At 56.9% G+C, this 24944-nt stretch carries 19 protein-coding genes; 10 read left to right on the forward strand and 9 right to left on the reverse strand.

The window, feature by feature from the left end; genetic code table 11:
* Positions 1-109: 109 nt before the first annotated feature.
* The 5 genes from AMUC_RS04810 to AMUC_RS04830 all read left to right on the forward strand — a co-directional run bounded on the left by AMUC_RS04810 (position 110) and on the right by AMUC_RS04830 (position 8355).
* A complete protein-coding gene (locus tag AMUC_RS04810; RefSeq protein ID WP_012419937.1) occupies positions 110-1264 on the forward strand; it encodes an efflux RND transporter periplasmic adaptor subunit in 1155 nt (384 codons plus the stop codon).
* 6 nt (positions 1265-1270) lie between these two features.
* Entirely contained in the window at positions 1271-4375 is a 3105-nt protein-coding gene (locus tag AMUC_RS04815) for an efflux RND transporter permease subunit (RefSeq protein WP_012419938.1), read from the forward strand.
* A gap of 427 nt (positions 4376-4802) precedes the next feature.
* On the forward strand, positions 4803-5405 hold the full coding sequence (locus AMUC_RS04820) for a hypothetical protein (protein WP_012419939.1): 603 nt from the start codon (positions 4803-4805) through the stop codon (positions 5403-5405).
* A 410-nt stretch (positions 5406-5815) separates the two neighbouring features.
* Positions 5816-7864 carry an autotransporter outer membrane beta-barrel domain-containing protein gene (locus AMUC_RS12875; RefSeq protein ID WP_167525140.1) on the forward strand — a complete coding sequence of 683 codons (2049 nt, stop codon included), beginning with the start codon at positions 5816-5818 and terminating at the stop codon, positions 7862-7864.
* A 47-nt stretch (positions 7865-7911) separates the two neighbouring features.
* The gene (locus tag AMUC_RS04830) at positions 7912-8355 is read left to right on the forward strand and encodes a hypothetical protein (RefSeq protein WP_012419941.1); all 444 of its coding nucleotides are present in this window, start codon (positions 7912-7914) and stop codon (positions 8353-8355) included.
* 234 nt (positions 8356-8589) lie between these two features.
* Here AMUC_RS04830 and AMUC_RS04840 read toward each other — a convergent pair whose 3' ends face one another.
* The gene (locus AMUC_RS04840) at positions 8590-9348 is read right to left on the reverse strand and encodes a zinc metallopeptidase (RefSeq protein WP_012419942.1); all 759 of its coding nucleotides are present in this window, start codon (positions 9346-9348) and stop codon (positions 8590-8592) included.
* 114 nt (positions 9349-9462) lie between these two features.
* Positions 9463-9921 (reverse strand): PepSY-like domain-containing protein, encoded by a 459-nt coding sequence (locus AMUC_RS11910; RefSeq protein WP_012419943.1) that lies wholly within the window; start codon positions 9919-9921, stop codon positions 9463-9465.
* 89 nt (positions 9922-10010) lie between these two features.
* Between AMUC_RS11910 and cobA the strand changes: the two genes are divergently transcribed.
* Positions 10011-11582, forward strand: coding sequence for a uroporphyrinogen-III C-methyltransferase (cobA, locus tag AMUC_RS04850; protein ID WP_232051378.1), 1572 nt, complete (start codon positions 10011-10013; stop codon positions 11580-11582).
* Between the two features lie 68 nt (positions 11583-11650).
* On the opposite strand, the gene AMUC_RS11915 is transcribed toward cobA, so the two are convergent.
* Entirely contained in the window at positions 11651-12088 is a 438-nt protein-coding gene (locus AMUC_RS11915; protein WP_012419945.1) for a hypothetical protein, read from the reverse strand.
* Positions 12089-12325: 237 nt separating this feature from the next.
* On the opposite strand from AMUC_RS11915, the gene AMUC_RS04860 reads away from it, so the two are divergent.
* On the forward strand, positions 12326-14935 hold the full coding sequence (locus AMUC_RS04860; RefSeq protein WP_012419946.1) for a DNA topoisomerase: 2610 nt from the start codon (positions 12326-12328) through the stop codon (positions 14933-14935).
* Positions 14936-15047: 112 nt separating this feature from the next.
* Positions 15048-16220 (forward strand): hypothetical protein, encoded by a 1173-nt coding sequence (locus AMUC_RS04865; protein WP_012419947.1) that lies wholly within the window; start codon positions 15048-15050, stop codon positions 16218-16220.
* Positions 16221-16441: 221 nt separating this feature from the next.
* Here AMUC_RS04865 and AMUC_RS04870 read toward each other — a convergent pair whose 3' ends face one another.
* Positions 16442-16873, reverse strand: coding sequence for a hypothetical protein (locus AMUC_RS04870; protein ID WP_012419948.1), 432 nt, complete (start codon positions 16871-16873; stop codon positions 16442-16444).
* A 23-nt stretch (positions 16874-16896) separates the two neighbouring features.
* A complete protein-coding gene (locus AMUC_RS12550) occupies positions 16897-17301 on the reverse strand; it encodes a hypothetical protein (RefSeq protein WP_012419949.1) in 405 nt (134 codons plus the stop codon).
* A gap of 443 nt (positions 17302-17744) precedes the next feature.
* Here AMUC_RS12550 and AMUC_RS12770 point away from each other — a divergent pair, with 443 nt between their 5' ends.
* Complete coding sequence (locus AMUC_RS12770) at positions 17745-18071, forward strand: hypothetical protein (protein ID WP_143246117.1); 327 nt, start codon at positions 17745-17747, stop codon at positions 18069-18071.
* 172 nt (positions 18072-18243) lie between these two features.
* On the opposite strand, the gene AMUC_RS04880 is transcribed toward AMUC_RS12770, so the two are convergent.
* Positions 18244-18909: a peptidoglycan recognition protein family protein gene (locus AMUC_RS04880; protein ID WP_012419950.1), complete on the reverse strand. Its 666-nt coding sequence runs from the start codon at positions 18907-18909 to the stop codon at positions 18244-18246.
* Between the two features lie 189 nt (positions 18910-19098).
* A complete protein-coding gene (gene acnA, locus AMUC_RS04885) occupies positions 19099-21852 on the reverse strand; it encodes an aconitate hydratase AcnA (protein WP_012419951.1) in 2754 nt (917 codons plus the stop codon).
* A 268-nt stretch (positions 21853-22120) separates the two neighbouring features.
* On the opposite strand from acnA, the gene AMUC_RS11920 reads away from it, so the two are divergent.
* Entirely contained in the window at positions 22121-22684 is a 564-nt protein-coding gene (locus tag AMUC_RS11920; RefSeq protein WP_012419952.1) for a L,D-transpeptidase, read from the forward strand.
* Between the two features lie 372 nt (positions 22685-23056).
* Here the strand turns inward: AMUC_RS11920 and msrB are convergent, their stop codons facing one another.
* Positions 23057-24184 (reverse strand): peptide-methionine (R)-S-oxide reductase MsrB, encoded by a 1128-nt coding sequence (gene msrB / locus AMUC_RS04895; protein WP_012419953.1) that lies wholly within the window; start codon positions 24182-24184, stop codon positions 23057-23059.
* A gap of 140 nt (positions 24185-24324) precedes the next feature.
* A complete protein-coding gene (locus AMUC_RS04900) occupies positions 24325-24840 on the reverse strand; it encodes a hypothetical protein (protein WP_012419954.1) in 516 nt (171 codons plus the stop codon).
* Positions 24841-24944 lie beyond the last annotated feature (104 nt).

A 24944-nucleotide genomic window follows, 5' to 3' on the forward strand; every position in this document is an offset into this window, starting at 1 on the left:
GACTCTCCCATTATGGGATACTTTACATCATATGGCAATTGAAAAATCCCCGGTCTTGCCGGAAGTGCGGTTCCGGGGTTTCTTGAGGTTCCAAACAGCATGATTCCTGATGAAAATAATTAATCTTTTATTCTGCATGCCCCTGCTGGTGGTTTGCTTCTCCTGCCAGCGGGAGGGTGAAAGCCAGGCAGCCGGATTGCCCGGCGAAACCGTGCCGGAAGTGTCTGTCATGACGGTACGCAGTACTCAGGTTCCCGTAACCGCCAATCTTCCCGGCCGTATGGAAGCGTATCTCCAGGCGGAAGTGCGCGCCCGCGTGACGGGAATTATTCAGGAACGCTGCTATCAGGAAGGGCAGACGGTCCGGCCGGGCGATCTTCTTTTTAAAATAGACCCGGCTCCGCTTCAGGCTGTCCTGGATGAATGCAAGGCTGCAGTGGCTCGTGCCAGGGCCGTTCTGTCGGATGCGGAGGACAAGGCCGCCCGGTATTCCTCCCTGGTCGCCAAGGGCGCCGTCAGCATACGTGAGCATAAACAGGCCAGGGCGGAGGAAGAGCGGGCCAGGGCGGAATATGCCGCCGCGGCCGCCTCTCTGGAGCAGGCGCGCCTGAATCTGGAATATACCCGAGTGGAGGCGCCCATCTCCGGCCGCGTGCGCCGTGCCCTGGTGACGGAAGGGGCGTTTGCCAACCAGAATGAATTCACCCACCTGACCACCATTGAACAGATTGACCCCATTTATGTCCGCTTCAGCCAGCCGGCCTCCCAGTACAGCAGCCTGCGCCGCGCCGTCGTATCCGGATTGTGGAAGGGAGTGCCGCTGGGCGAAATCAAGGTGCGCCTGCTGCTCTCCAATGGGGAGGAATACCCCCATTCCGGCAGGATCATTTTTTCCGACATGGCGGTGGACCCGAATACGGATACTATTGAAATGCGGGCCCTGTTCCCCAACCCGGACCAAGAACTGCTGCCCGGCGCCTATGTGCGCGTGGTGTTTGACAGGGCGGTGCGGGACAACGTATTCGCCATTCCCCGGGATGCCGTCATCCGCACCGCGCAGGGAGCTTCCGTCTTTGTCGTGGGCCCGGAAGGCGTGCTGGAAGCGCGCCCCGTCAGGGCGGATACGCTGAACGGCCGGGAATGGCTGGTTTCAGAAGGCCTCCGGGATGGGGACAGGGTTGCCGTCAGCCACACGATGTCCCTCCGCCCCGGCATGAAAGTCCGCAGTGCCGCCGCCCGGCCGCAACCCCATGCCCAGCAATAAACCGCCATGCCTGATTTCTTCATACGCCGCCCCATTTTTGCCTGGGTAGTCGCACTCCTGATTTCCCTGATGGGCCTTCTGGCCATTCCCAGCCTGCCCATTGCCCAGTATCCGGACATCGCTCCCCCGGTCATCACCCTGCGCACCACATATCCGGGGGCTTCCGCCCGGGATACGGAGGAAGCCGTTACCGCCGTCATTGAAAAGGAAATCAACGGAGCGCCCGGCTTGATGTACATGTCCGCCACCAGCAGCTCCGACGGAGCCGTGGAAATAGCCGCTACGTTCACGCAGGGCACGGATCCGGATATTGCCGCCGTAGAAGTGCAGAACAGGCTGAAAATCGTGGAATCCCGCCTGCCGGAATCCGTCCGGAGAGAAGGCGTGTTCGTGGAAAAATCATCCAACAATATTCAGGCGATGATTTCCCTCTCTTCTACAGGCAGCCTGAATGATACGGAGCTGGGGGAATGGGCTTCCGCCCGCATCATCCCGGAACTGAAGCGTGTGAAAGGCGTCGGGCGCGTGGAGCTTTTCGGTGCGGAGACATCCATGCGCATCTGGCCGGACCCGGAAAAACTGGAGGCGCTGGGCCTGACCCCCACGGATATTGTCAATGCCGTGGCTGCCCAGAGCGAGCGCATCATCATCGGGGACATCGGGGGGGCGGCCGTTCCCGAATCCGCCCCCATCAACGCCGGCGTGGTGGCGGAGGACGCTTTCCGTACGCCGGAGGAATTCGCCTCCATTGCGTTGAGGACGCTTTCAGACGGTTCCTCCGTCAAACTGGGGGACGTGGCGAGGGTGGAGCTGGGCGCCAACAGCTACGCATTCTTTTCCCGCTGCAACGGCCAGACGGCCACCGGAATGGCCATCAAGATGGCTCCCGGCTCCAATGCCGTGGAAACCATGGGCCTGCTCAAGGCCAAGATGGATGAACTGTCCAGGGATTTCCCGCCCGGAGTCTCCTACCAGATTCCCTATGAAACCACCCACTTCGTGGAAATCTCCATCCGGAAAGTCATTTCAACCCTGCTGGAAGCCGTCCTGCTGGTGTTCCTGGTCATGTTCCTGTTCCTCCAGAACTTCCGGGCTACCCTGATTCCCACGCTCGTCGTCCCCGTAGCCCTGCTGGGAACCTTTGCCGTGATGTGGCTCTCCGGGTTCTCCATCAACATGCTTACCATGTTCGGCATGGTGCTCAGCATCGGCATTCTGGTGGATGACGCCATCGTGGTGGTGGAAAATGTGGAACGCATCATGATGGAAGAAGGTCTGGATGCCCGGCGCGCTACGGTGAAAGCCATGAAGCAGATCGGCGGGGCCATCGTGGGCATCACCGCCGTGCTCGTGGCGGTTTTCGTGCCCATGGCCTTTTTCAGCGGAGCGGTGGGGAACATTTACCGGCAGTTTGCCGTAACGCTCATTGTGTCCATCTCCTTCTCCGCGTTTCTGGCCCTTTCCCTGACTCCGGCGCTGTGCGCCGCCATGCTGAAACCCTCCTCCGTGGAGCATCAGGAGAAAAAGGGTTTTTTCGGATGGTTCAACCGGACGATACACCGGTCCACGGACCGGTACGGCCGTGCCATATCCGGAATGATCCGCCGCCCTGTGCGCTCCCTGTTCCTGTATGCCCTCATTATTGCAGGGGCCGGCTATTTGTACCTTACGCTGCCCACCTCCTTCCTTCCGGAAGAAGACCAGGGCAACTTCATGGCAATGGTGTCCCTCCCTGCCGGCACCCTTCAGAAGGAAACCAGCGTGCGGCTGCGGGAAGTGGAGGATTACCTGATGCGGCATGAGCCGGTGGAGCACGTTTACTCCGTGGGAGGGTTCAGCTTCATGGGCTCCGGAACCAACATGGCCATGCTGTTTGTCGGTCTGAAAAACTGGGACGAGCGTCCCGGAGAAAACAGTGCTGTCCAGGCGATTATTGACCGCGTCAATGCCCGCTTTGCCGGAGACGGTCAGATGATGGTCATGGCCCTGAACATGCCGGCCCTGCCGGAGCTGGGCAATTCGTCCGGATTCGACTTCCGGCTCCAGGACAAGGGCGGCCTGGGATATGCCCGCATGGCGGAAGCCCGGGACGAGCTTCTGGCCCGTGCCAATGCGGACCCCAATCTGGCGGGCGTTTATTTCTCCGGCCAGGCGGATACGCCGCGTCTGCATGTCTCCATTGACCGGGAAAAAGCCTTTTCCATGGGAGTTCCCATTGCGGAGATCAGCAATTCTCTGGCGGTCATGTTCGGGTCCAGCTACGTGGGGGATTTCATGCATGACAGCCAGGTGCGCCGCATCATGGTGCAGGCGGACGGAAAAAGCCGCCTGAACGGAAACGACATTGAGGACCTGCATGTCCGCAATGACCAGGGGAAGCTTCTGCCCCTTTCCTCCTTTGTCAGGCTGGACTGGACGGCGGGGCCTCCGCAGCTCACGCGCTACAATAACTATCCCTCCTTCACCATCAACGGCTCTTCCGCGCCCGGCAAGAGCAGCGGAGATGCCATGAACGCCCTGGAACAGATTACCGCCTCCCTGCCGCAGGGCGTGGGGTTTGAATGGACGGGGCAATCCTATGAAGAAAAGCTGGCCGGGTCCCAGGCCACGCTGCTTTTCGGCCTTTCCATCCTGATTGTCTTTCTGGTGCTGGCGGCCCTGTATGAAAGCTGGTCCATTCCGTTGGCCGTTATTCTGGTCGTGCCCCTGGGACTGCTTGGAGCCCTGATGGCCGTCTTCCTGCGCGACATGCCCAATGACATTTACTTCAAAGTGGGCCTGATTACGACCATCGGCCTTTCCGCCAAGAATGCCATTCTGATTGTGGAAGTGGCCAGGGAATTTCACCGGGAGGGCATGAATGCGGCGGAAGCTGCCGTCGCCGCCGCCAAACTGCGCCTGCGGCCCATCCTGATGACCTCCCTGGCGTTCGGGGCGGGCGTCATTCCTCTGGCGTTCGCCCATGGGGCGGCGGCCGGAGCGCAGCGCGCCGTGGGCACCGGCGTGCTGGGCGGCATCATTACGGCCACGCTGCTGGCCATCTTCCTGGTGCCCCTCTTCTTCCGCCTGACGGCCGGAAAGAGGGGGCCGGATCATCCGGAAGGAATCTGAGGCAGGATTCCCGCTGCGGAAAATTTTTCGTGAACGCCGCCGAAGCGGGTTGCCGGAGTGCGCTTATTTTTCCTGTGGCAAAAGCCGCGAAAAGAGAATTATTGACAGGCGCATTTCGAATCCGCTGTCAATCCTATTATTTTAGTAGGAAATATATTTTTTCATGCCGCCATGGAAACCGCATGGTTTGCATAAATGGAAATATATTGATGATAAAATAGTTGTATTTCTTTTTCATAGTTCTCCGGATATCGACTGCCGCTGTTCTCCGGGGGGGATGGCGTGCGCCTGCCGTTTCCGGCAGGATCTATTTTGGAATAAGCGGGATATTTTCTAAAACTTTCTCTGTCAAAACGCCATTTAAACAGCGGATTCGAAATCCGTTATTTAGCGGCCTTCCCAATATTAACGATTCTTATTAAAAGATATGAGACTTACTCTTCCATGGCCGTTGCGCCGTTTTCTGCTGGGGGCTCTTCTGTGTTCCGTAACGATGGCGACCGCCGCTTCCGGGGCGGAATTCGTGGTGGACGCCGCGCAGGCAACCGACCCGTCCGGGAACGTGTACCGCACGCTTCAGGAATTGTCCTCTTCCGGGGCGCTGTCTTCCGGGGATACCGTTATTTTGTGCAATGATGATTCTTCTCTGACTTCAGCTCTGAATGTAGCTGTCCATTTCCGTTCCAATGATCCGGCGCTGTTCCGCACCATCAGCAGCTCCCCCGACATTTGGGTAGACTATTTGTACAACTTTCAAGGAATGCCCCTCCGGCCCGGCAGCCAGACACGCCCCGATATATCGGGAGTTCTTGATGAAAATGGAGTTGCCGTTTTGACGATGGATTCCATCATTCTGAACGGAATGGCGTTAACAACGACGCATACTTCTTCCTGTATAAAAATAACGGGCAACGTCCAGTTTGAAAATTCCCTAGGAGTTCCTGCCATCAGATCCGGGAAATACAGCCCGGACGGAACCGTCTCGATGACGTTGGAAGGCCGCTTTGTGGTCATGCTCTCCGTATTTTAGAAAAATCAAACGTGGTGATAGGAGATAACGCCCTGTTCCGGGGAAATTGGCACGGCGCTATTCCTATCGAGCAGAATTATAACGGAGGTGCGATTTGGAGTAGGGGGGGAAATATCATCATAGGAAATCATGCGGAATTCGACGGGAATTATGTTTTCTCTGATAGGCAGGCTTGCCAAGGTGGAGTATTTTATGATGACTTTTTTGGCGGTGCGATAACTGTAGGAGCGGATGCCGTTTTTACCGGTAACTTTGTTTTCAGTACCAACTACTCTGCTGCTGGGGGCGCGATGTTTGTCAGAAAGGATGGACAGAAATATGCGGCAGAAACAGGGGCAATAACCATAGGACCCAACCCCAGTTTCATCAAAAATTTTGCTTACTCCGGAAGTGCTGATGCTTATGGCGGTGTGATTTACAGCGATGGGGATATTTCTTTCAGCGATGGAGCTACGTTTATCAACAATTATGCCAAGACTTCCGGGGGAGCCATCACGATGGGAGGGAAATGCGACCTGCTCGCTCTGACGAAGGACGTGCTTTTCAGCGGCAACATGGCTGGGGGCGTCGTCATCGGCCAGTCCGACGATGGCTTCCCCGTGGTGGAAAACGGCATTGCGAATGCCATTGACATGAACGGTTCTTTGTTTTCTTCACTTTATACGCCCAATCTGACGCTTGCCGCGGAAGAGAGGCGTGAAATCCGTTTCAACGACCCGATTACCAGCCGGAACGAAGACCCCGGCCGCCCTATGACCCTCACGCTCAACCGCTACACGGACGGGGAGGGGAATGTTCGCGACACGGATGGAACGATCGTCTTCAGCGGCGAACTCTACCAGGGAGAAGATACGCATCTTGCCGCCAGCCGGTACAACAGCTTCCTCGCGGATGCCACCCTCTATGGCGGCGCCCTCCTGCTGGAACACGATGTTGTCTTCGGCAGGAATCCTGAGGAAATAACGGATAAACGATACAACTCCTCCCTGACGGTGGAAAAAGGCGTGCTGGAAATCACCGGAGGAAGCAAGGCCAACGCCTCCAGCTTCACCCTCTCCGGCCCTGGCGCCGTCCTGCGCCCCGGGGAGAGCGCCTTCATCAACACCCACAACGCCGACCTTTCCCACGGCTTCACCTTCGATATGCGCCACCAGCTCCAGGCCGGGCCGGTCTTCGGCCCGGGCCTGATGCTCTCCGCCCTGGACTCCTTTACGGCCGGGGGGTACATCGGCGTGGCGGACACGGGAGCCAACGCCCCCCGGTTCTACGCGGACCGCTCCTGGAAGCAGGACCGCGTCTTCCACGTGCTGACGGATGTGCAGCACATCCATGAGGGGGACTTTGACGGGGCCGTCTCCCAGGCCACCGGAACGGCCCGGGTGGATGACCCCTACGCCTACACGGGAACCTGGAGCCACCGGTGGACGGACGCGGACGGCGACGGCTACGCCGAACAGCTCCAGCTGGTCTGGAAAGCGGACGGAACCCCCATCAGCCGCGTTGACCCGGAACTGGCCGGGGAACTGGCCGTCAACTCCCTCTGGAGCTCGGCGTCCAACGCGGCGGCCTTGGGCGGCAACGTCCTCTCCCGTCTGAGCGTGCCGCGCCTGGCCGACAGGCATGCCCGCAACCTGTGGGGCATGGGGCTGGGCGACTTCGCCCGGCAGCGCAGCCGGGGAGGCGTGGACGGCTACGACTACAACGGAGGCGGCTACTCCGTGGGGGCGGACAGCGGCATGGGAGGGGAGGACGAGGGCATCTGGGGGATCGCCTTCGGGCAGCTCTGCGGCCATGCCAGAAGCCGGGACTTCCAGGGGCGCAACACGCAGGACACCCGGATGGGCTCCCTGTACTGGGGCCGCCTGATGGAAGAAAGCAACAGGGCGTACTGGATCTTCAAGGGAAGCCTCACGTGGGCGGAAACGCGCAACAACATGACCAGCCGCCTGAGCGGGGCGCCGGCCTCCAGGGGCAAATGGAACAACGAGACGTGGCTGGCGCAGGCGGAAGTGTCCCGGACGGCGGACTGTGCGGGAGGGTGGAGGCTGACGCCGTTCGTGAGGATGGAATTCACGCACGGCCGTCAGGACGCCTTCCGGGAACAGGGAGGGTATGGCCGTGACTTCGGAGGGGCGGCGCTGAAACGCCTGTCCATTCCCGTGGGCCTGGAAATAGGCAGGACGGACGAATGGAAGGGGAGGCCGTGGGCGCAGTCGCTGCGCGTGTCCTATGTGGGGGACGTGCTGAGGGACGTGCCGGAAGCGGCGGTGTACAGCCCGTACAGCGACATGGGCTGGAGAGGAAGGGCGGTGAGCCCGGAACGGCACGGCCTGCGCGCGGAGTACAACACGTTCCTGCAGTGCAATGAGCGCTGGAGCGTGTACGGGGGCTACGGGCTGGAAGTGAGGGGAAGCTCCTGCTACCACCGCGTGAACGCAGGGGTGTCCAGGAGCTTCTAAAAGAAAGCTTCAGGAAACGGAATGAAAAATAATGATATGATTATTCTATGAATCTGCGCAAAAAACTGGCATTTGCCGTCATGGCCCTGGCCATTCCTTCATCATGGGCGGATATCCCGGAATCCTCCGTATCCTCCGCGGCCGTCTTTGCCGTTAAAAAAGCCTGGCCCAGGGCCGGCTTCATTGAATGGGAGCTCAGCGGATCAGGAAAACTTTATGAAGCTGAATTCAACATCAACGGTTTTGAATTTGACGTCAAAGTTGACCCTGAAGGAAAGATACTCCGGGTCAAGGAGGAAATAGCGGTATCGGCCCTTCCGGGGCCGGTCCGCGCGGCCGCTCTGAAACCATATCCGGGCGGCAGAATCAAAGAAGCGGAAAAAGTGACGGAAGGAGGCGTCATCCGTTACAAGGTGGAAGTGGTGGATCATCTGGATGATTACGATGTCCTGCTGACCCCGGAGGGCGATATTCTTTACGTGGACCATTAAACGGCTTGAACCGTCTACAGCCGGAAACGGGCGCCGCCCTGTCAGGTAAAAACCCTGGCAGGGCGGCGTTCTTCCTTTTCGGAATATCCAGTCGTCCCGCGGGGCTGGATGATGCCTGTTTTTTCATTGCCCCCCGGCGCGGCGCATGCGCTCAAGCGGAGGTGAGGGCCAGGCGGCCCGGACAGTTCCGGATTGAGCGTCCCGGGGATGTTTCCTCCTCCGTACGGCGCGGGATTATTCCCTGCCGCGGGCGTTCAGGAAAATGAACACGTAATACAGCAGCATGGCCAGGGAGGAAAGCGCTCCTACCACGTAAGTCATGGCGGCCCAGAACAGGGCGCTCTTGGCCTTTCCATGGTCGAAATAGTTCATCAGGTGGGAGCGGTCCAGCCATTTCAGGGCCCTGGCGGAGGCGTCAAATTCCACGGGAAGCGTGATGAACGCGAAGGCTGTGGTCACGGCAAACAGGCCGATGCCCAGCCCCAGCACCCACGGAGAGCCGCCCATGGCCAGCAGCACAATGCCGATCATCAGCACAATGCCCACCAGGTTGGAGGAGAGCTGGACGATGGGAACCAGCGCGGACCGCAAGCCCAGCCAGTGATAAGCCTGGGCGTGCTGCACGGCATGCCCTACTTCATGGGCGGCGACGGCAGCGGCGGCAATGCTGTTGGAATTGTAAACGGACTCGCTCAGGTTGACGGTTTTGTCCGCCGGATTGTAATGGTCCGTCAGATGGCCGGGCGTGGAAATCACCTTCACGTCCGTAATATGGTTGTCCTTCAGCATCTGCTCCGCCACCTGCCTCCCTGTTACGGGAATGGAAATCTGGGAGTATTCGCTGAAGCGGCTCTTCATGCGCGCACTGACCAGCCAGCTCAGAAGCATGGAGCCCAGCAGAATCAACCAGTAAATGGTATAGGAATGCGTTGGGGCGGTTTCCGCCGTCTGTACCGTATAAGAAAGGAGATCGATATTGAATAACTCAATCATTGCAAATTTGACCTTATATCATCAGGCTTTGTTGAATCCAGAGGGTGCCGTGTCAGCCTCCGGAGGGAGTCCCCCGGCTTCTGTCATACGGAAATGTGCGGAAAAACGGAGAATTCAATCATCCGTTTTTTGGGAGAGGAGCTTGCCGTCCGGCGAATAATAAAGCTCCACTTTGCGCACGGCGGGGGATTCGGACCGGCAGTCCACCCGGTACTTCAGGACTCCCCGGGCGGTAATCTGCCTGGCGCGGCGGAGGGCATACCCCGGGAAATCGCGGGCGATGGCCGCCGTAACGGGGGCTGGAAGATGCTGGAGGGAAATATCCGCCTTAACCAGGCTGACAGTGCCGTCGGGATACAATTTCACCTCGTATTCCAGTCCATTGAGGTGGAATTCGGCTTCATAGACATCTTCGTCATTGTCGAAATCCCATTCAATGGCGCCTGCGTTCGGATACTGCTTCTGTACCTGCTCTTTCACGGGGGCGGGAACGCGGGAGGCCGGGATATCCGCCAGGGCGGGCAAAGTGAATGCCGCGGCAAGAGTAGCTGTAAGGGTGCGTGAAATATTCATAAATACGGAATAATTGTATTTATTAAAAAAACAAGAATCTTTTGCGGATGTTTTGTGACAATTTAGCCATCAATGAAATGAATCCGGGCATGGCGGGGTTTCTTGTCGCCAAAAAGCGGATGGTGGAGTTGAATGGCGGCATGCAACAGGGTATTGTCTATTTGCTTGGAGCGGGTCCCGGCGACCCCGGCCTGATAACCGTCCGCGGGCGGGAACTGGTGGGAATGGCGGAAGTGCTGGTATATGATGCGCTGAGTTCGGCGGAAATGCTGAACTGGGCTCCTGCTGCATGCGAAAGGATTTTTGTGGGCAAGCGGGCTTCCCGCCACGCCCTGCCGCAGGAGGAAATCAACGCCCTGCTGGTCAGGCTGGGCCGTGCCGGGAAAAAAGTGGTGCGCCTGAAAGGGGGCGACCCCTACGTCTTCGGGCGCGGGGGGGAGGAGGCGGACGCCCTGCATGAAGCGGGCATCCCTTTTGAAGTTGTTCCGGGCGTTACTTCCGCCATTGCGGGGCCTGCCTACGCAGGCATTCCCGTGACGCACCGCGGGTACTGCACGCAGTTTACCGTATTTACGGGCCATGAAGGCGAGAACAAGAAGGCGTCTTCCCTGGATTTGAGGGGAATAGCCGAGGCGCAGGGCACGAAAGTCATGCTGATGGGAATGCGGAAACTGGCGGATGTATGCGAAGCCCTGATCGGGTACGGGCAGGAACCGTCTGTGCCTGCCGCCGCCGTCCAGTGGGCCACCACGGGCATTCAGCGCACGGTTACGGGAACTGTGAAAACACTGCCCGCCAGGGTGCAGAAGGCCGGGTTGGGCGCTCCCGCAGTAGTTGTCATCGGGGATGTGGTGAAAGAACGCGAGTCCCTGAACTGGTTTGAAAAACTGCCCCTGTTCGGCAAGCGCATCGTGGTGACGCGCACCCGTGCCCAGGCCGGGGAATTGAGCGCGCGCCTGCGCCGCCTGGGGGCGGAAGTGCTGGAGATGCCTGTCATACGCATTGCCCCGCCCTCCAACAGGAGGGAATTTGCGGAAAGCGTGGTGCATGCCCACACATATGACTGGCTGGTGTTTTCCAGCCCCAACGGGGTGGAACGCTTCTTCCAGGCGTTTTTTGCCGTGTACAGGGACATCCGGAGCATTGGAGGAGCCAGGATTGCGGCCATCGGGCCAGGGACGGAGGCGAAGCTCCGGGAATACGGGCTGGCCGTGGATGTCATGCCTAAAAAGTTTGTGGCGGAGGGCCTCGTTAAAGCGTTCAGGGACGCACGCGAAGAAATAGGAACCATTGAACACAGCACATTCCTGTGGGTGCGCGGAGAAGAAGCGCGCCGCGTGATTTACGACGGGTTGAATGCGCTGGGCGCCATTGTGGACGAATGCATCGCCTACAAAACGGAAGCGGAAACGGAGGATGTGGCGGGAGCCCAGGCGGCTTTCCGCGAACGCGGAGCGGACATCGTGACGTTCACCAGTTCCTCCACGGCGGAGAACTTTTTCAAGCTGGGGCTTCCGTGGCCGGAGGGATGCAGGGCCGCCAGCATCGGCCCGGTAACCACGGCAACCCTCAAGGAGCTGGGGCATGCCCCTTCAATTACAGCGAAAACACACGATATCAACGGTCTGGTGGAAGCCATCGTCAAGGCCGCCGGCAAATAGGGAAAACGGCGCGGACGGCGTGAAACGCCGGGCCGGGCAGATGGGAAATACAAGGCGGGGAACGCCGTTTAAAAGCCATTGACGGCTTCCCAGCCGATGACCTTCCCGTCTTCAAACAGGACATTGCAGGAGACGGGCGGGCGGCTGCCCAGGGGCATCGTGACGCCTATCCCGGTGCCTATGCCGGAATCCCTGCCCCGGAATCCTCCTCCGCCCAGGCCCAGGGACCAGCCCGTGCCGCTCCGCGTGTAAATCCACCGTTCCGTATTCTTCCCGTTCATCCTGCCCGCCATTTTCTGTTCGGGTTCCCCCCATGCCAGCAGAACCGCCATGGGAGACATTCCTTTTTCCAGCTCCCCGCGCGCCACTTTGGCCTGATGCTCCTTCGGGAGCTGTTCATAAGCCGGCATATTCTTCGCAATGCGGTCGGACGGTGCTGGGGAGCAGGCTGCCAGCAGCACGAGGCAGGAAGGAAGAAGAACGAAAGAAAAACCGGTTTTCATCATCCCGTAAATAGCACGGCGGCGGATGGCAGGCAAGGTGGCAGAGCGGCTTTTCGGAAAAATGGAGATGAGGGAATCCGTTATTTTGACATAAAAGCGCGCTTTTCCCGTAAATACATAATTGGTTATTGACAAGCATGGGGGGTAGGGGAGTAGGAATTCAGCTCCAAATGCAACGCCCCCTTCCCCGTGCGGGCAGCGTCGCTTTTATTGTTCAGCACTTTTTTCCGAGCCGCCGATATGTCCAAAACGTTAATTATAGCAGAAAAGCCGAGCGTCGCCACTGATTTGGCGAGAGTGCTCGGCAAAGAGCTTGGAAAATTCACCCGGGACAAGTCCGGGGCATTTTACCAGAATGACCGGGCCATCATCACCTCTGCCGTAGGCCATCTGCTGGAACAGAAAAAACCCATGACGGAAGAAGGAAAGTCCCTGCCGTGGAAATTCGACTATCTGCCCGTCATCCCCAGGAAGTTTGAACTGGAACCCATCAAGCAGTCGGAAGACCGTTTGAAAAAGGTTCTTCAGCTTGCCAGGAGCAAGGACGTCACGGAAATCGTCAACGCATGCGATGCCGGGCGTGAAGGGGAACTGATCTTTCACAATCTGGCGCGTTACGGAAAATGGACCAAGCCTACGCGGCGCTTATGGATGCAGTCCATGACAGATGAGGCCATCCTCAACGCATGGCATGGCATGCGCAGCGAAGCTGACATGAAGCCCCTGACGAATGCCGCCGTGTGCCGTTCCGAATCAGACTGGCTGGTGGGGCTGAACAGCACCCGCGCCTTGACGATCCTGCAATCCCGCGGCGGCTTCAACGTCACCCCCGCCGGGCGCGTGCAGACGCCCACGCTGGCTATTCTGACGCAGAGGGAATTGGAAATCCAGGCGTTTGAACCGGAGCCCTATTCGGAAGTATGGGCCGAATTCGACGTTCAGTCCGGCTCTTACTCCGGCCGCTGGATTGACCGTGACTGGAAGAAAAACGATCATCCCCACTCCCGCGCGGAGCGCATCTGGGATCCGGAACAGGCGGCCGTCATCCGCGACCGCTGCCGCGGCAAAGCCGGCACGGTGACGGAAGAAAAGAAACCGGTCACGACGGTCGCCCCGCTGTTGTATGACCTGACTTCCCTTCAGCGGGAAGCCGCCAACCGCTACGGTTTTTCCGCCAAGCGCACGCTGCAGCTGGCCCAGGAATGCTATGAAAAGCACAAGGTGCTCACTTATCCGCGTACGGACTCCCGCTACCTGCCGGAAGATTATCTGGGCAAGGTTTACGGCATCGTAGGCACGGTGGCGGAGCAGAACCCGGAATTCGCCCCCTTTGCCAGGGACATTCTGGACAACAAGCGCATCAAGCCCAACCGGCGCGTGTTTGATACAAAAAAGGTGAGCGACCACTTTGCCATCATCCCGACCGGGAAGATGGAGAAGCTTACCGGGGACGCGCAGAAACTCTTTGAAATGGTCATGGCCCGTTTCCTGGCCGTCTTCTTCCCCGCTGCCGTGTTTGAAGACACGCGGAGAACCACGCTCATTACCCACCAGGACGGCGTGACGGACGCTTTCCTGACCACGGGCCGGGTGCTTGTGGAGCCGGGCTGGCAGGCCGTTTACGGACGGAAGGCCGGCACTTCCTCCAAGGAGGAGCTGGTGCCCGTCCGCGACGGGGAGCAGGCCGCCTTGCGTGAGATTGAAATCCGCAACGCCATGACCAAGCCGCCCGCCCGGTACAACGAAGCCACGCTGCTGGCTGCCATGGAGGGGGCAGGAAAACTGGTGCATGACGAAGAACTGGCCGCCGCCATGAGCGAACGCGGCCTGGGCACTCCCGCCACCCGCGCCTCCATCATTGAAGGGCTGATTTCCCAGGAATACATCGTCCGGGACGGCCGCGAACTTCTGGCGACGCGCCGCGGGATTGAACTGATTGCCCTGCTGGAACGCATCGGCCTGAAAACGCTCACCTCCCCCAGCCTGACTGGGGAATGGGAATACAAGCTCAAGCAGATGGAACAGGCCGCCCTGCCGAGGGATTCCTTCATGGAGGGCATTAAGACCCTGACCGGGGAAATCGTGAAGAGGGTGAAGGATTTCCGGGAAGCCCAGCAGCAGGTGGAACTGCCGGAAATGGAATTGGACTGCCCTTCCTGCCATGCCCACGGCCTGAAAAACACGCTGGACGCCGTTTCCTGCCGTTCCTGCAAGTTCAGCATCCGCAAAGTTATCTCCGGCCGCGACATGGCGGATGAAGAATTGAAGACCCTTATTGTGGACGGCAGGACGGGAATTCTCCACGGATTTACCTCCCGGTTCGGCAAGCCCTTTGAGGCGGGGCTGGAACTCAACGACAAATTCCGGGCCACGCTTTACTTCCCGGCGCGGGAGGAAGATGAAGCCGCAGGGGTGGAGGAAGCCGTGAAAGTGGCTTCCGTCGCCATTCCGGACATGGGAGAGCATGATGTGATGGAAACGGCCAAGGCCTGGAAAATTCCTTCCCTGACCCTTGGAAAGGAACATGCCGCCGTCTCCGTTTCCCGGACTATCCTGGGACGTGAAATCCCGCTGGACCAGGTATTGAAGATTTTGGCGGAAGGAAAATCCGATCTGATGAAGGGGTTCATTTCGCAGCGTACCAAGCGTCCGTTTGACGCTTATCTGGTCTTCAATGCAAAGACGGGGAAAATAGGTTTTGAATTCCCGCCGCGGGAAAGGAAATATCCCGCTAAAAACGCTGCCGGAAAAACGGAAGGCAAGGCGGAGAAGACGGGCCGGAACGCCGCCAAAACTGCCGGGAAAGACTCCAAATCCGGGGGGGCTGCCAAAAAGGGGCGCAAGCAATAACGGCAGCGGAAACATTCCGCCGGGAACGAAGATTGGGAAAAGAGCCGGGAAAAAGCTTCTTCCCGGCTGTTCCCGTATGTTAGCTTGAAAGCGCACCCCTGGATTCCTGACGATGAAATGCCTTTTATTTGCTGTGCTGGCGTGGTGCGGCGCGGTTTGTGCGCCGGCGGAGGAATATGCCTTTCCGGGGGAACGGGAATGGATTTCCAAATTTGGAGATGTGGTGAAGGGCAGATTCCATTCCTGCACAGGGGCCGGGGCAGTTCTGAAAATAGGGCGAAGGCATGTGGAAATTCCGTTAACCCGTCTGGATGAGGAAGACGCTGCGCTTGCGGCTTCTCTGACGGGAGCGGAGGCGCGCCGGAACCTGAAACTGGCCGCGATGCTTTGGCCTTTCCTGATGAAGGAACTGCAGAAGGTGACGTGGACGCCGGCAGAAAAGAATATCTCGCCCCGGTATCATGAAATGGCCCGGAAGAAGAATGCCGGAGCTTTAACGGGAACCAGAAAAGTGGATGGACTGGTTTGTGCCACATCGCTTTCCATCATTCAGGGACCTCCGTTCCGTATCCGGGAATACTTCCGTCCGCAGGCGCGTCCGGAAAGCGGCAGGGGACAGAAGAATTTCGATGTGGTTCTGGAGCAGGGGAGCCGCTGCGCTTATTATGATATGGATAAGGGTGTTCTTATTCCCTCCAAATGCCTGTCTGAGGAACGGACGGAAATGCGCGCTCCCGTTTCCTCTCTGCTTCCTCCGGCAGAACAGCTTGCCGCGAGAGAATCAAAAAATTACAGGAATGCGGATTACTCCCTGCTTGTGGAAAACCGCCCCGTCAAGGGAGCCTATGAAACGTGCAAGCCCAATTCCCTGGGAAGAAAAAAGCTGGTCATGTACTGGAATACGGAGGGTGAAATGGTTTGCGGCGTCATGAAGCTGGACTACGACAACATGCGCGTGGCCGCGTTATTCGATGGACGGCGGAAGCTGATGAACGCCCCTGGGCTTGGATATGCCGTGATTCTTTCCCGGCTGGATAAAAAAGGCAGGGGCTTGAAGGAGAAAGGCCGTTACTACCATGTGGCGCTGGCTGCAGACGGCCTGCCCGTGTATTATCATGAGGGCCCGGAAGATGAGGCCGCCATGAACCCGCTGCTTTACGGGAAACTACGCGATTCCGAGAAAAAGGCGGCTCTGGCGGAGGAGAAAAGACGTGAACAGGCATTCCGGGCCAGGCGGGAAGCCCGGCGGCGCCTGGTGGAATCCGCCAGGAAGCGTAATACCTGAAAATAGTTCCTGTCTTTTCGCGACGGGTATCCTTCTTTTCTGGAGAGCGTTCGTGAATGTTCTTCTCAGGAGCGCTGCCCTGGCGTATTTCCGGATTTTCCAGTCTTTCAGAAAGGCTGATTATTTATTCCTGCCGGGGAATTTTTCAGAACTATCCGAAATAATTAAAAAACGCTGTTGTTATCCGTTATCTGAAAGTTCCACGGTGCGGAACAAACCCATCACACGGATTCGGCTGGCTCTTTTTCCAGCGGTTTGTGATCTTCTATCAATCTTTTGATATCTTTTCTTGTTTTTTTATCTCTCGATTTTCCTAGCTTTCTGTAAATATCGGTCATGTCAAAGTAGATTAATTTTTCCTGACCCTGATCATTTCTAATAGAAATAATCTGAATATATTTGCCATCATGCATGGTATATATGTACCCTAGTATGCCATATCCCTCATAGTGTTTCCTGATATATTCCTTCTGAGATTCCCTGATATCGTCTGTTTTCTTGATTCCTGTAAGAATAATAGGATTGATGATTGAATTTTCCCTGTCAATTTTCTGACTGCCGGGAATTACATCCTCCGAACCGGCGGCATTATTAATGCAAAAACAGGGAAAGCAGGCTATCGACAAAAAGGCAATTTTCAGTAATGGTTTCATATCAGTTTATTTATTAATCAGTTTTATTTATTTATGTTGTCATTGCAGCCGACGCAGGTGCAGCCTGCTTCGTTGCAGTTGCCGCATTGCAAACCGCATTCTTCTGTCAAACGCAGCCGGGCCATTGCGATGACTGTGCTTTCTCCTTCTGCATATGCCTCGGCTTTGCCCTCTTTTTCATCATCTGTACCGGTTACTACCGGGGTAATTGTCTTTCGCAGCGGTATTGGCCCCCCTGTCTCACCCGTGTGATGAACACTTGTATACTTACAGGATATATAGACTGTGTAAGTGCGTTTGGCGTTGGCTACCCTGACTGGCTCTATGTTTAAATTTTTTAATTCGTATTCACATTTTAATTCCTTTGCATTCCCATAATTGCAAATAACAAAGGTCAAAATGCCCAATAACTGCAATATCTTTTTCATCCTAAAATTATGGGACAATTTTGATATATGTAAACATATTTTTAATATGTTTTACATAATGATTGCTTGATAGATAGTTACAAAAATATCTAACAAAATAATAATTATCCGGGAAAGACCCCGGGGAGGATGAGGCGCTGAATAGGAGTGTCCGGCGTTCCAACGGAGAAGCAACGCCTTCGCATCTCGGGAGAAGTTGAAAATGCCCGGATTGGCTTTAATTCCGCCCGAAGGCGTGGATTTTACCGGGGGCATGCCGCCATGCTGCGGCGTTCAGCAAAGGCACAGTTGAGCTGCGGGCCCTTTATATTTATCCGCCATACGGGATAAAATGGGAGATTCTGGTATGCCGAGGGGCCGGGATTCCACTAAAATGCCATGTTTCTGGCATGAGGAGGCTGTTTTCTCTGGAGCCTTTCAGTTTGAGTTCCTGCTGGTTTTCCATGAACATGGTGCCGGATTGTTCCCTCAATGCTTGTAAGAAGCTGCTGGCTTCGATGGTCCGCATCTGGGCATCCTGTGAAAGCGCTTCATGGTTTTCAAGTTTCCCTGTTGATGTTGAGTCTCCCGCAGTCTTTTTCGATCCATCCGGAGAGGATGGGACCGGTGAATCGGATTCAGGTCAAATAACCTGTTCCGGGGTGGTTCAGGAGGCATCAAAAGCTTTCAGCACTATTTCTTATTCCCGGTCCGTGTTCCGGATTTTGATGTTGATGAAGATTGTTCCCGGACGGGTGTTATTTGCCGTCTTTTACGGCCGTGTACATTAGCCGTATCAATGGAGGCGGATCCTGCTTTCCGCGAGCCGGAGATGCGGTGAATTCCCGGTGTTCAGCCAATGCATATTTTCAGGGAAAGAAGTGATTCCTGTTCTTTCCTGAAACATTTCCTGCCTTCTTTATGCCGGAAGCGGCAAAGGGGCGTGCGGCATATGCGGCAGTATTATCTTCCTGCCTGGAGGCAGCGGTAGTAATAATCCACGCGGGAAATGAACCAGCTCCATTTGTACCCGGGGCGCCCATTAGTCATCAGCGGGGCGGGGCAATTCTTGCCGGACCAGTAGTTGTGAGGCACTACGTTGCGCAGGGGGACGTTGTAGCGCATCATCAGCAGCGCCGCCAGCTTGGCCGTCTTGTTGTAGATGACGACAGGGTTATGCGTGGTGCATTCACACATTTCAATGGCTACGGAGTATTGGTCTCCCGGTCCGGAATGGTCCGCATGGTGGCCGGTTTCCGTAGTGGGGATGTGCTGGTAGGCGCCGAATTGGTCCACAGTGAAGTGCCAGTTCAGGCTGCGGGACTTGCCGCTGTTCAGGTAACGGGAGTGGGCATTGGCGTCTCCTTTGGGGTTGGCGGTGCTGTGGATGGTGATGAAGCGGGGGCGCATGGAGGATGCGCGCTTGCGGGCATACGTGTTTTTGGGCATGTAGGAAACTTTAATGCCTACTTCACGGCCCATCTGGCCGGGTGTGCGGGGAACTACCGGCGCCTTTTGAATTTTAAAGGAGACGGCCGGCGGCCTCATTTTGTCGTTCTGCGAACAGCTGCAGAACGTCAGGGCGGCGAATACGGCAAAAAAGCCCGTCCAGACAAATCTATATTCCATGCGTTTGTTCTAGGAACAGCCTGGAAGGATTGCAAGAAGAATTTGGAATTAGTTCGGATGAACTAATCAGGCCGTGCCGTGAAGTTGCAGGTATATCCGGTGCGGATGAGGCGGACGGGCCGCGCCTTCGGGAGGAAGGGGGCCGTCCGCGAGGGGAAGCCGTACCGGGAACGCCCGGTACATATCCCGTTATCTGAGGATTTGGGTAAGGACATATTGCAGGATGCCGCCCGCCAGATAGTATTCTTTTTCAATAGGCGTATCAATGCGGACGATGACAGGCACGTCAAATGCTTCCGCATCCGCGGGCTGTACGCGCAGGGTGACCTGCTGGCGCGGAGCGATGCCGTTGTTCAGGCCCAGGATGGAGAAGGTGGCGTCCTTCAACGGAGTGATGCGGTCATAATCCGCCTTGTTGGCGAAGTTGAGGGGCAGGACGCCCATGCCGATAAGGTTGGAGCGGTGGATACGCTCAAAACTCTTGGTGATGACGGCTTTGACGCCCAGCAAATTCGTGCCCTTGGCCGCCCAGTCGCGGGAAGAGCCCATGCCGTAGTCTTCTCCGCCGATGACGATGAGCGGAACGCCGTCCTGAGCGTAGGCCATGGCCGCATCATAGATGAAGGCGGGCGTTCCCGCGGCAGGGATTATTTCCTTGTCCGGGGCGGGAACGGAGCGGCTGCCGAAATACAGCGTGTAACCGCCTTCCGTGCCGTTTACCATCAGGTTTTTAATGCGGACATTGGCGAAGGTGCCGCGGGTCATCACGCGGTCGTTTCCGCGGCGGGAGCCGAAGGAGTTGAAATCTTTTCTGTCCACTCCCATGCCCTGCAGGTACAGCCCTGCGGGCCCTGTTTCCCGGATGGCTCCGGCAGGGGAGATGTGGTCCGTGGTTACGGAATCGCCGAAAATGCCCAGGGGGCGGGCATCCGTGATATCCGCCAGTGTGCGGGGCTGGCCGTTGAAGCCGCTGAAGAAAGGAGGGTCCTGAATGTAGGTGGATTGTTCATTCCACTGGAAGACAGAGCCTTCCGGCGCGTATACGGCCGCCCAGCGGGGATTCTTGTCCGGCGTGATGGTGTAAAGCTCCCGGTATGCTTCCGGGTTGCGGGATTTGGCAACGGCTTCCGCAATTTCCCCGGAGCTGGGCCAGATGTCCTTCAGAAATACGGGGTTCCCGCTGCGGTCCGTGCCCAGCGGTTCCGTCTGGAAGTCGATGTCCACGCGGCCGGCCAGCGCAAAGGCGACGACCAGGGGAGGGGACATCAGGAAGTTGGTCTTGATGGAGGCATGGATGCGGGCTTCAAAGTTGCGGTTGCCGGACAGGACGGAAGCCGCTACAATGTCATTGTCCCGGACGGCCTGTTCCAGTTCCGGATTTAACGGCCCGGAGTTGCCGATGCAGGTGGTGCAGCCGTAGCCGACGGTTTCAAAGCCCAGAGCGTCCAGGGATTCCTGGAGGCTGTTGGTTGCAAAGTAATCGGAGGCGATACGGGAACCCGGAGCAATGGACGTTTTCACGTGCGGAGGCACGTTCAGCCCCCGTTCAACCGCTTTTTTGGCGAGCAGCCCGGCGGCAAGCATCAGCCCCGGGTTGGACGTGTTGGTGCAGGAGGTGATGGCGGCGATGAGGATGCTGCCGTCTTTCAGCTTCGCTTCCTGGCTGAAGCCGTCCACCGGAACGGGGACGCCCGCCGGGGAGTGCATGGAAACCGTGACCTCCGGAGATTCCTTCTTGCCGTAACCTCCTTCCGCCACGGGCATGCTGACAAGCTTGCGGAAACTGTCCCTGATGGAGTTCAGGCGAATGTGGTCCTGCGGGCGTCTGGGGCCGGAGACGGCTGGTTCCACGGCAGACAGGTCCAGTTCCAGCTGGTCCGTGTAGTCCAGATCTCCGTTGCGGGGCATTCCCCACAGGTTCTGTGCCTTGAAGTAGTTTTCGTACGTAGTGATGGCTTCTTCGCTCCTGCCTGTCTGGCGCAGATAGTCGGAGCAGCGTTCATCCATGGGGAAGAAGCCCATGGTGGCGCCGTATTCCGGGGCCATGTTTGCTACGGTAGCCCGGTCTGCCAGAGGCAGGGCCGCCGCCCCGTCTCCGAAGAATTCCACAAATTTGCCTACGACGCCGTGGCTGCGCAGCATCTGGGTGACATGCAGCGCCAGGTCCGTGGCGGTCACTCCTTCGCGGAGTTCTCCCGTCATATGGACGCCCACTACTTCCGGCACCAGGAACGTGACGGGCTGGCCGAGCATCCCGGCTTCCGCCTCAATGCCGCCAACACCCCAGCCCACAACGCCTATGCCGTTAATCATCGTGGTATGGGAATCCGTTCCCACCAGGGTATCCGGGAAGTAAACGCCATCCTTTTCCATCACGCCCTGCGCCAGGTATTCCAGATTGACCTGGTGGACAATGCCCACGGACGGAGGAACCACGGAAAAAGTCTGAAAGGCCTGCTGGCCCCATTTGAGGAATTCGTAGCGTTCCGCATTGCGCTGGAATTCAATGTCCAGGTTCTTTTCCAGAGCATCCGTGCATCCTGCCCAGTCCACCTGGACGGAGTGGTCCACCACCAGGTCCACGGGGACCAGAGGTTCAATGACGGAGGCGTCTTTTCCCAATCCTGCTACGGCGGAGCGCATGGCCGCCAGGTCCACCAGAAGAGGGACGCCTGTCAGGTCCTGCAGGACAATGCGGGCTACCGTAAACGGAATTTCATAGGAACCGGGATTGTTGGCATTCCAGGAGGCTAGGTTGTCCACGTCCTTTTCAGTCACTTTCAGGCCGTCGCAATTGCGGAGCAGGGATTCCAGAACGATCCGGATGGAAACGGGAAGGCGGTTCAGGCGGGGATAGCCGTTTTCCGCCAAGGCTGGCAGTGAATAAAACTGTCCCGGGGTTCCGGCTCCCGTGATGAACGTACTCTTGGCAATCTTGGTCATGATGCGGAATAGAGGGTTAACTGTAAACAGGCGGCTGCCCTCCTGGCAGTCGCGGGTACTATACAGGCCAAATGTGATAAGGCAAGGACTCTGTGTGACGGAGGGCGGATTTTCCCCCCCTTCCGGAGCCGGGGAAATTTTTCTCTGAACCGGGGCTGCCGCTTTTTCCGGCATTTTTTCTCCATGCACGCCGCAGGAATCATGGAGTGCGTCATGGAACATTGAAAATGAGTTCGCAGTATTGTCCAACCCTGTGAAAGGTTTCAAGATGATGAACGCAAAAAACATCTTATCAATCATAGCGGGAGCGTTGGCGCTGGCTGCCTGTTCTGGCCCGCAGGAAGAGAATTTGCGCATAGTTCCCCTGACCGTGCCTGCAACCGTACCCATGACCTCCTACGGACCGCACGCGAGGGTGGTCGTAGCAGGAATTGATTATACGGAGGTGCACGACGAATGGATGAATCCCGATATCATGAAAAAGGCCACCCCGGGCAATACGCGCGTGGTGATCAGCCGCGGACGCCAAAGGGGCCAGTTGATGGTGGGGGATGAGGTAGCCATGGATTTTCCCGTTTGCGTGGGTAAGGCTTCCCACCGCACGCCCGTGGGCCATTTCCGCATTACGGAAAAGGCAGTGCATCATGTTTCCAATTTGTATGATGCCTCCATGCCTTACTTCATGCGGCTGACGGACAGCGGCATTGGGATGCACGTAGGCCCTGTTTTCCAGACGCCGCAGTCCCATGGGTGCATCCGCATGACCCGCTCTTCCTGCGTGCCGCTTTTCAAAACCGTTAAGGTAGGCACGCCCGTTACGATTGTACAGTAATGCCCGGAAAATTTCCGGGCGCTTTTCCGGAAGAAAAATTCCCCGCGTTTTTAAAAAACTCATTTTTTTAAACAAAAAAACGCCGCCCGCCGCTATTTTGATAAACGGCATGTAGATAAACGGTACTTGCCGCAAGTCGCATTGCCTCAGCAACCCGAACCCTCCATGCCGCTGCCGACTGTATCGTATTCATTCATCGGCAGCGGCATGGAGGGAAGCCGTCTGCTTGACCGCAGAACTTGGGGAATGAACGGGCTGCCCGTATTTCGTGAAGAGGACATGGTGCTTGTTCTCCCGGGGCCGCATTTGTTCCTCCGTGTTGTAAAAGATTAATGGAGAAGAAGGATTGGCCTCCCCTGCTTTTTCTCCGGATTATTTTTCCGCAGCTTTCCTGTCTGTTCCTTCCCGGTGCAGCAGGGGAAGGTATTTTCCATAACCCTGTGCTTCCATGTCCTGTTCAGGAATGAATTTCAGGGAGGCGCTGTTGATGCAGTAGCGCAGTCCGCCCTGTTCCTTCGGGCCGTCTGTGAAAACGTGGCCCAGGTGGGCGTCTCCCGTTTTGCTGCGGACTTCCGTGCGCCTCATGCCGTGGGAGAAATCCTGTTTTTCCTGAATCAGTTCTTCTTTGATGGGGCGGGAGAAGCTGGGCCAGCCGCAGCCTGAATCAAACTTGTCCGTGGACAGGAATAAAGGTTCGCCTGTCGTGACGTCCACATAAATGCCAGGTCTGTCGTTATTGAAATATTCATTGCGGAAGGGAGGTTCCGTCGCATTATTCCGCGTGACGGCAAATTGCTCGCGTGTCAGGACGCGGCGCAGCTCTTCGTCCGATTTTTTCCGGTAAACAGGTTCGTTTTCGCGGGCCTGGGACGCTTCCCGGAATTTGGCGGGTGGAATATGGCAGTATCCGCCAGGGTTTTTATCCAGATAGCGCTGATGATATTTTTCCGCCCGTGAAAATTGGCGGAGGGGCTGAACTTCAATTGCCAGAGGCTGCCTGAAGTGCTGCTGGAGCCTTTTCAGGGACGTTTCTATAACAGGTTTGTCCTTCTCATCCGCGTAATAGATGCCCGTGCGGTATTGAATTCCCCTGTCGTTTCCCTGTTTGTTGACGGAAACAGGATCAATAATGGAGTAATACCGTTCCAGAAGAAAGGGCAGACTGAGTTCTTCCGGGTCAAATACTACTTTTACCGTTTCCGCATGGCCCGTTTTCCCGCTGCATACTTCTTCATACGTGGGAGAAGCCGTGGAGCCGTTGGCATATCCCGCTTCCGTTTCCTTAACGCCGGGCATCAGGGAGAAGTACTTTTCCACTCCCCAGAAACAGCCTCCCGCCAGGTAAATCGTTTTTAAATCCTTGTTGTCCATATGAGGTTTGTCATTACTGCTTGACTGGCCTTTTTCCCCGCAGGAAAAAAAGGAGAGCATGGCGACTGCGGCCAAAATGGCGCATGCCAGTCCGGCCAGTGTCCATGGTCCGTGGTAAATACGCTTCATAAACGCTGTATGGAGTCGCCTTCCGGTGCGGGAGCAGCGGCTCCCTGGGCCGGGGAACTGCTGTCCCCCGGCTTTTCCGGAAAGGTAAATGATTAGACAACAGCGGGTTCATTCCGTTCGATACCTGTGTCCATATTTCCTTATTTCTCCCGTTTTTCCGTCTTCATCCTGTTTTTCAGCCACTGGTAAATAGCCCGGTCGGAGGCATCCGGTTTTCTGCTTGTCTGCATGCTGAATCCGTATTTGGTTCGGAAGTTGAAAACGGCCAGAGAAGGGCTCAGGCCGATGGAAAGCCCCTCCATCCGTATTTCCACCTCTTGCGGGACATGGCTGGAGAAGTCGAGGCGTCCGGCATTGGTGACGGTTTCCACATAGTGTTTCAGGAAAGGCTGGATGCTGGCCAGGAAGGAGGGTTCCAGAGCCATGCGGCAGCGTTCCGGGGAAGAATTTTCCCTGACAAGAATGGCGGAAGGAGCTGCGATGGCGTGGGCGGGCCTTAACGTATTCAGCGGAACATTCCATAAAAAGGAAAACAGCCCCGTGCCCAGGAGAAAAAGAAGGACGGCCAGGGCGCCAAGCCATTTGACCCGTTTGTTTACTGATTGATGACAGGGCCGGCCTTCGTTCATGGAGAGAAGCATGGCATAATATTCCATGGTGATCCATGAAAGAATTTGCCAGGAAGCAGATGGGAATTCCCGTCCCCGCATGAGGGAATTTTTGTACTATAACATGAAAAGCATGAAAAAAAACGCTGGAA

It is taken from the genome of Akkermansia muciniphila ATCC BAA-835, assembly GCF_000020225.1.
In the GTDB taxonomy this organism is placed as follows: Bacteria; Verrucomicrobiota; Verrucomicrobiia; order Verrucomicrobiales; family Akkermansiaceae; genus Akkermansia; species Akkermansia muciniphila.

Excerpts from the sequence above, each read along its gene's own strand:
- AMUC_RS04880 (WP_012419950.1), bottom strand. The coding sequence starts at position 18,909 with ATGGAATATAGATTTGTCTGGACGGGCTTTTTTGCCGTATTCGCCGCC.
- AMUC_RS04830 (WP_012419941.1), top strand. The coding sequence starts at position 7,912 with ATGAATCTGCGCAAAAAACTGGCATTTGCCGTCATGGCCCTGGCCATT.
- AMUC_RS04870 (WP_012419948.1), bottom strand. The coding sequence starts at position 16,873 with ATGAAACCATTACTGAAAATTGCCTTTTTGTCGATAGCCTGCTTTCCC.
- msrB (WP_012419953.1), bottom strand. The coding sequence starts at position 24,184 with ATGAAGCGTATTTACCACGGACCATGGACACTGGCCGGACTGGCATGC.
- AMUC_RS04820 (WP_012419939.1), top strand. The coding sequence starts at position 4,803 with ATGAGACTTACTCTTCCATGGCCGTTGCGCCGTTTTCTGCTGGGGGCT.
- AMUC_RS12550 (WP_012419949.1), bottom strand. The coding sequence starts at position 17,301 with ATGAAAAAGATATTGCAGTTATTGGGCATTTTGACCTTTGTTATTTGC.
- cobA (WP_232051378.1), top strand. The coding sequence starts at position 10,011 with ATGGCGGGGTTTCTTGTCGCCAAAAAGCGGATGGTGGAGTTGAATGGC.
- AMUC_RS04860 (WP_012419946.1), top strand. The coding sequence starts at position 12,326 with ATGTCCAAAACGTTAATTATAGCAGAAAAGCCGAGCGTCGCCACTGAT.
- AMUC_RS11920 (WP_012419952.1), top strand. The coding sequence starts at position 22,121 with ATGATGAACGCAAAAAACATCTTATCAATCATAGCGGGAGCGTTGGCG.
- AMUC_RS04900 (WP_012419954.1), bottom strand. The coding sequence starts at position 24,840 with ATGGAATATTATGCCATGCTTCTCTCCATGAACGAAGGCCGGCCCTGT.
- AMUC_RS11910 (WP_012419943.1), bottom strand. The coding sequence starts at position 9,921 with ATGAATATTTCACGCACCCTTACAGCTACTCTTGCCGCGGCATTCACT.
- AMUC_RS04865 (WP_012419947.1), top strand. The coding sequence starts at position 15,048 with ATGAAATGCCTTTTATTTGCTGTGCTGGCGTGGTGCGGCGCGGTTTGT.
- AMUC_RS04810 (WP_012419937.1), top strand. The coding sequence starts at position 110 with ATGAAAATAATTAATCTTTTATTCTGCATGCCCCTGCTGGTGGTTTGC.
- AMUC_RS12770 (WP_143246117.1), top strand. The coding sequence starts at position 17,745 with ATGAACATGGTGCCGGATTGTTCCCTCAATGCTTGTAAGAAGCTGCTG.
- AMUC_RS04840 (WP_012419942.1), bottom strand. The coding sequence starts at position 9,348 with ATGATTGAGTTATTCAATATCGATCTCCTTTCTTATACGGTACAGACG.
- AMUC_RS11915 (WP_012419945.1), bottom strand. The coding sequence starts at position 12,088 with ATGATGAAAACCGGTTTTTCTTTCGTTCTTCTTCCTTCCTGCCTCGTG.
- acnA (WP_012419951.1), bottom strand. The coding sequence starts at position 21,852 with ATGACCAAGATTGCCAAGAGTACGTTCATCACGGGAGCCGGAACCCCG.
- AMUC_RS04815 (WP_012419938.1), top strand. The coding sequence starts at position 1,271 with ATGCCTGATTTCTTCATACGCCGCCCCATTTTTGCCTGGGTAGTCGCA.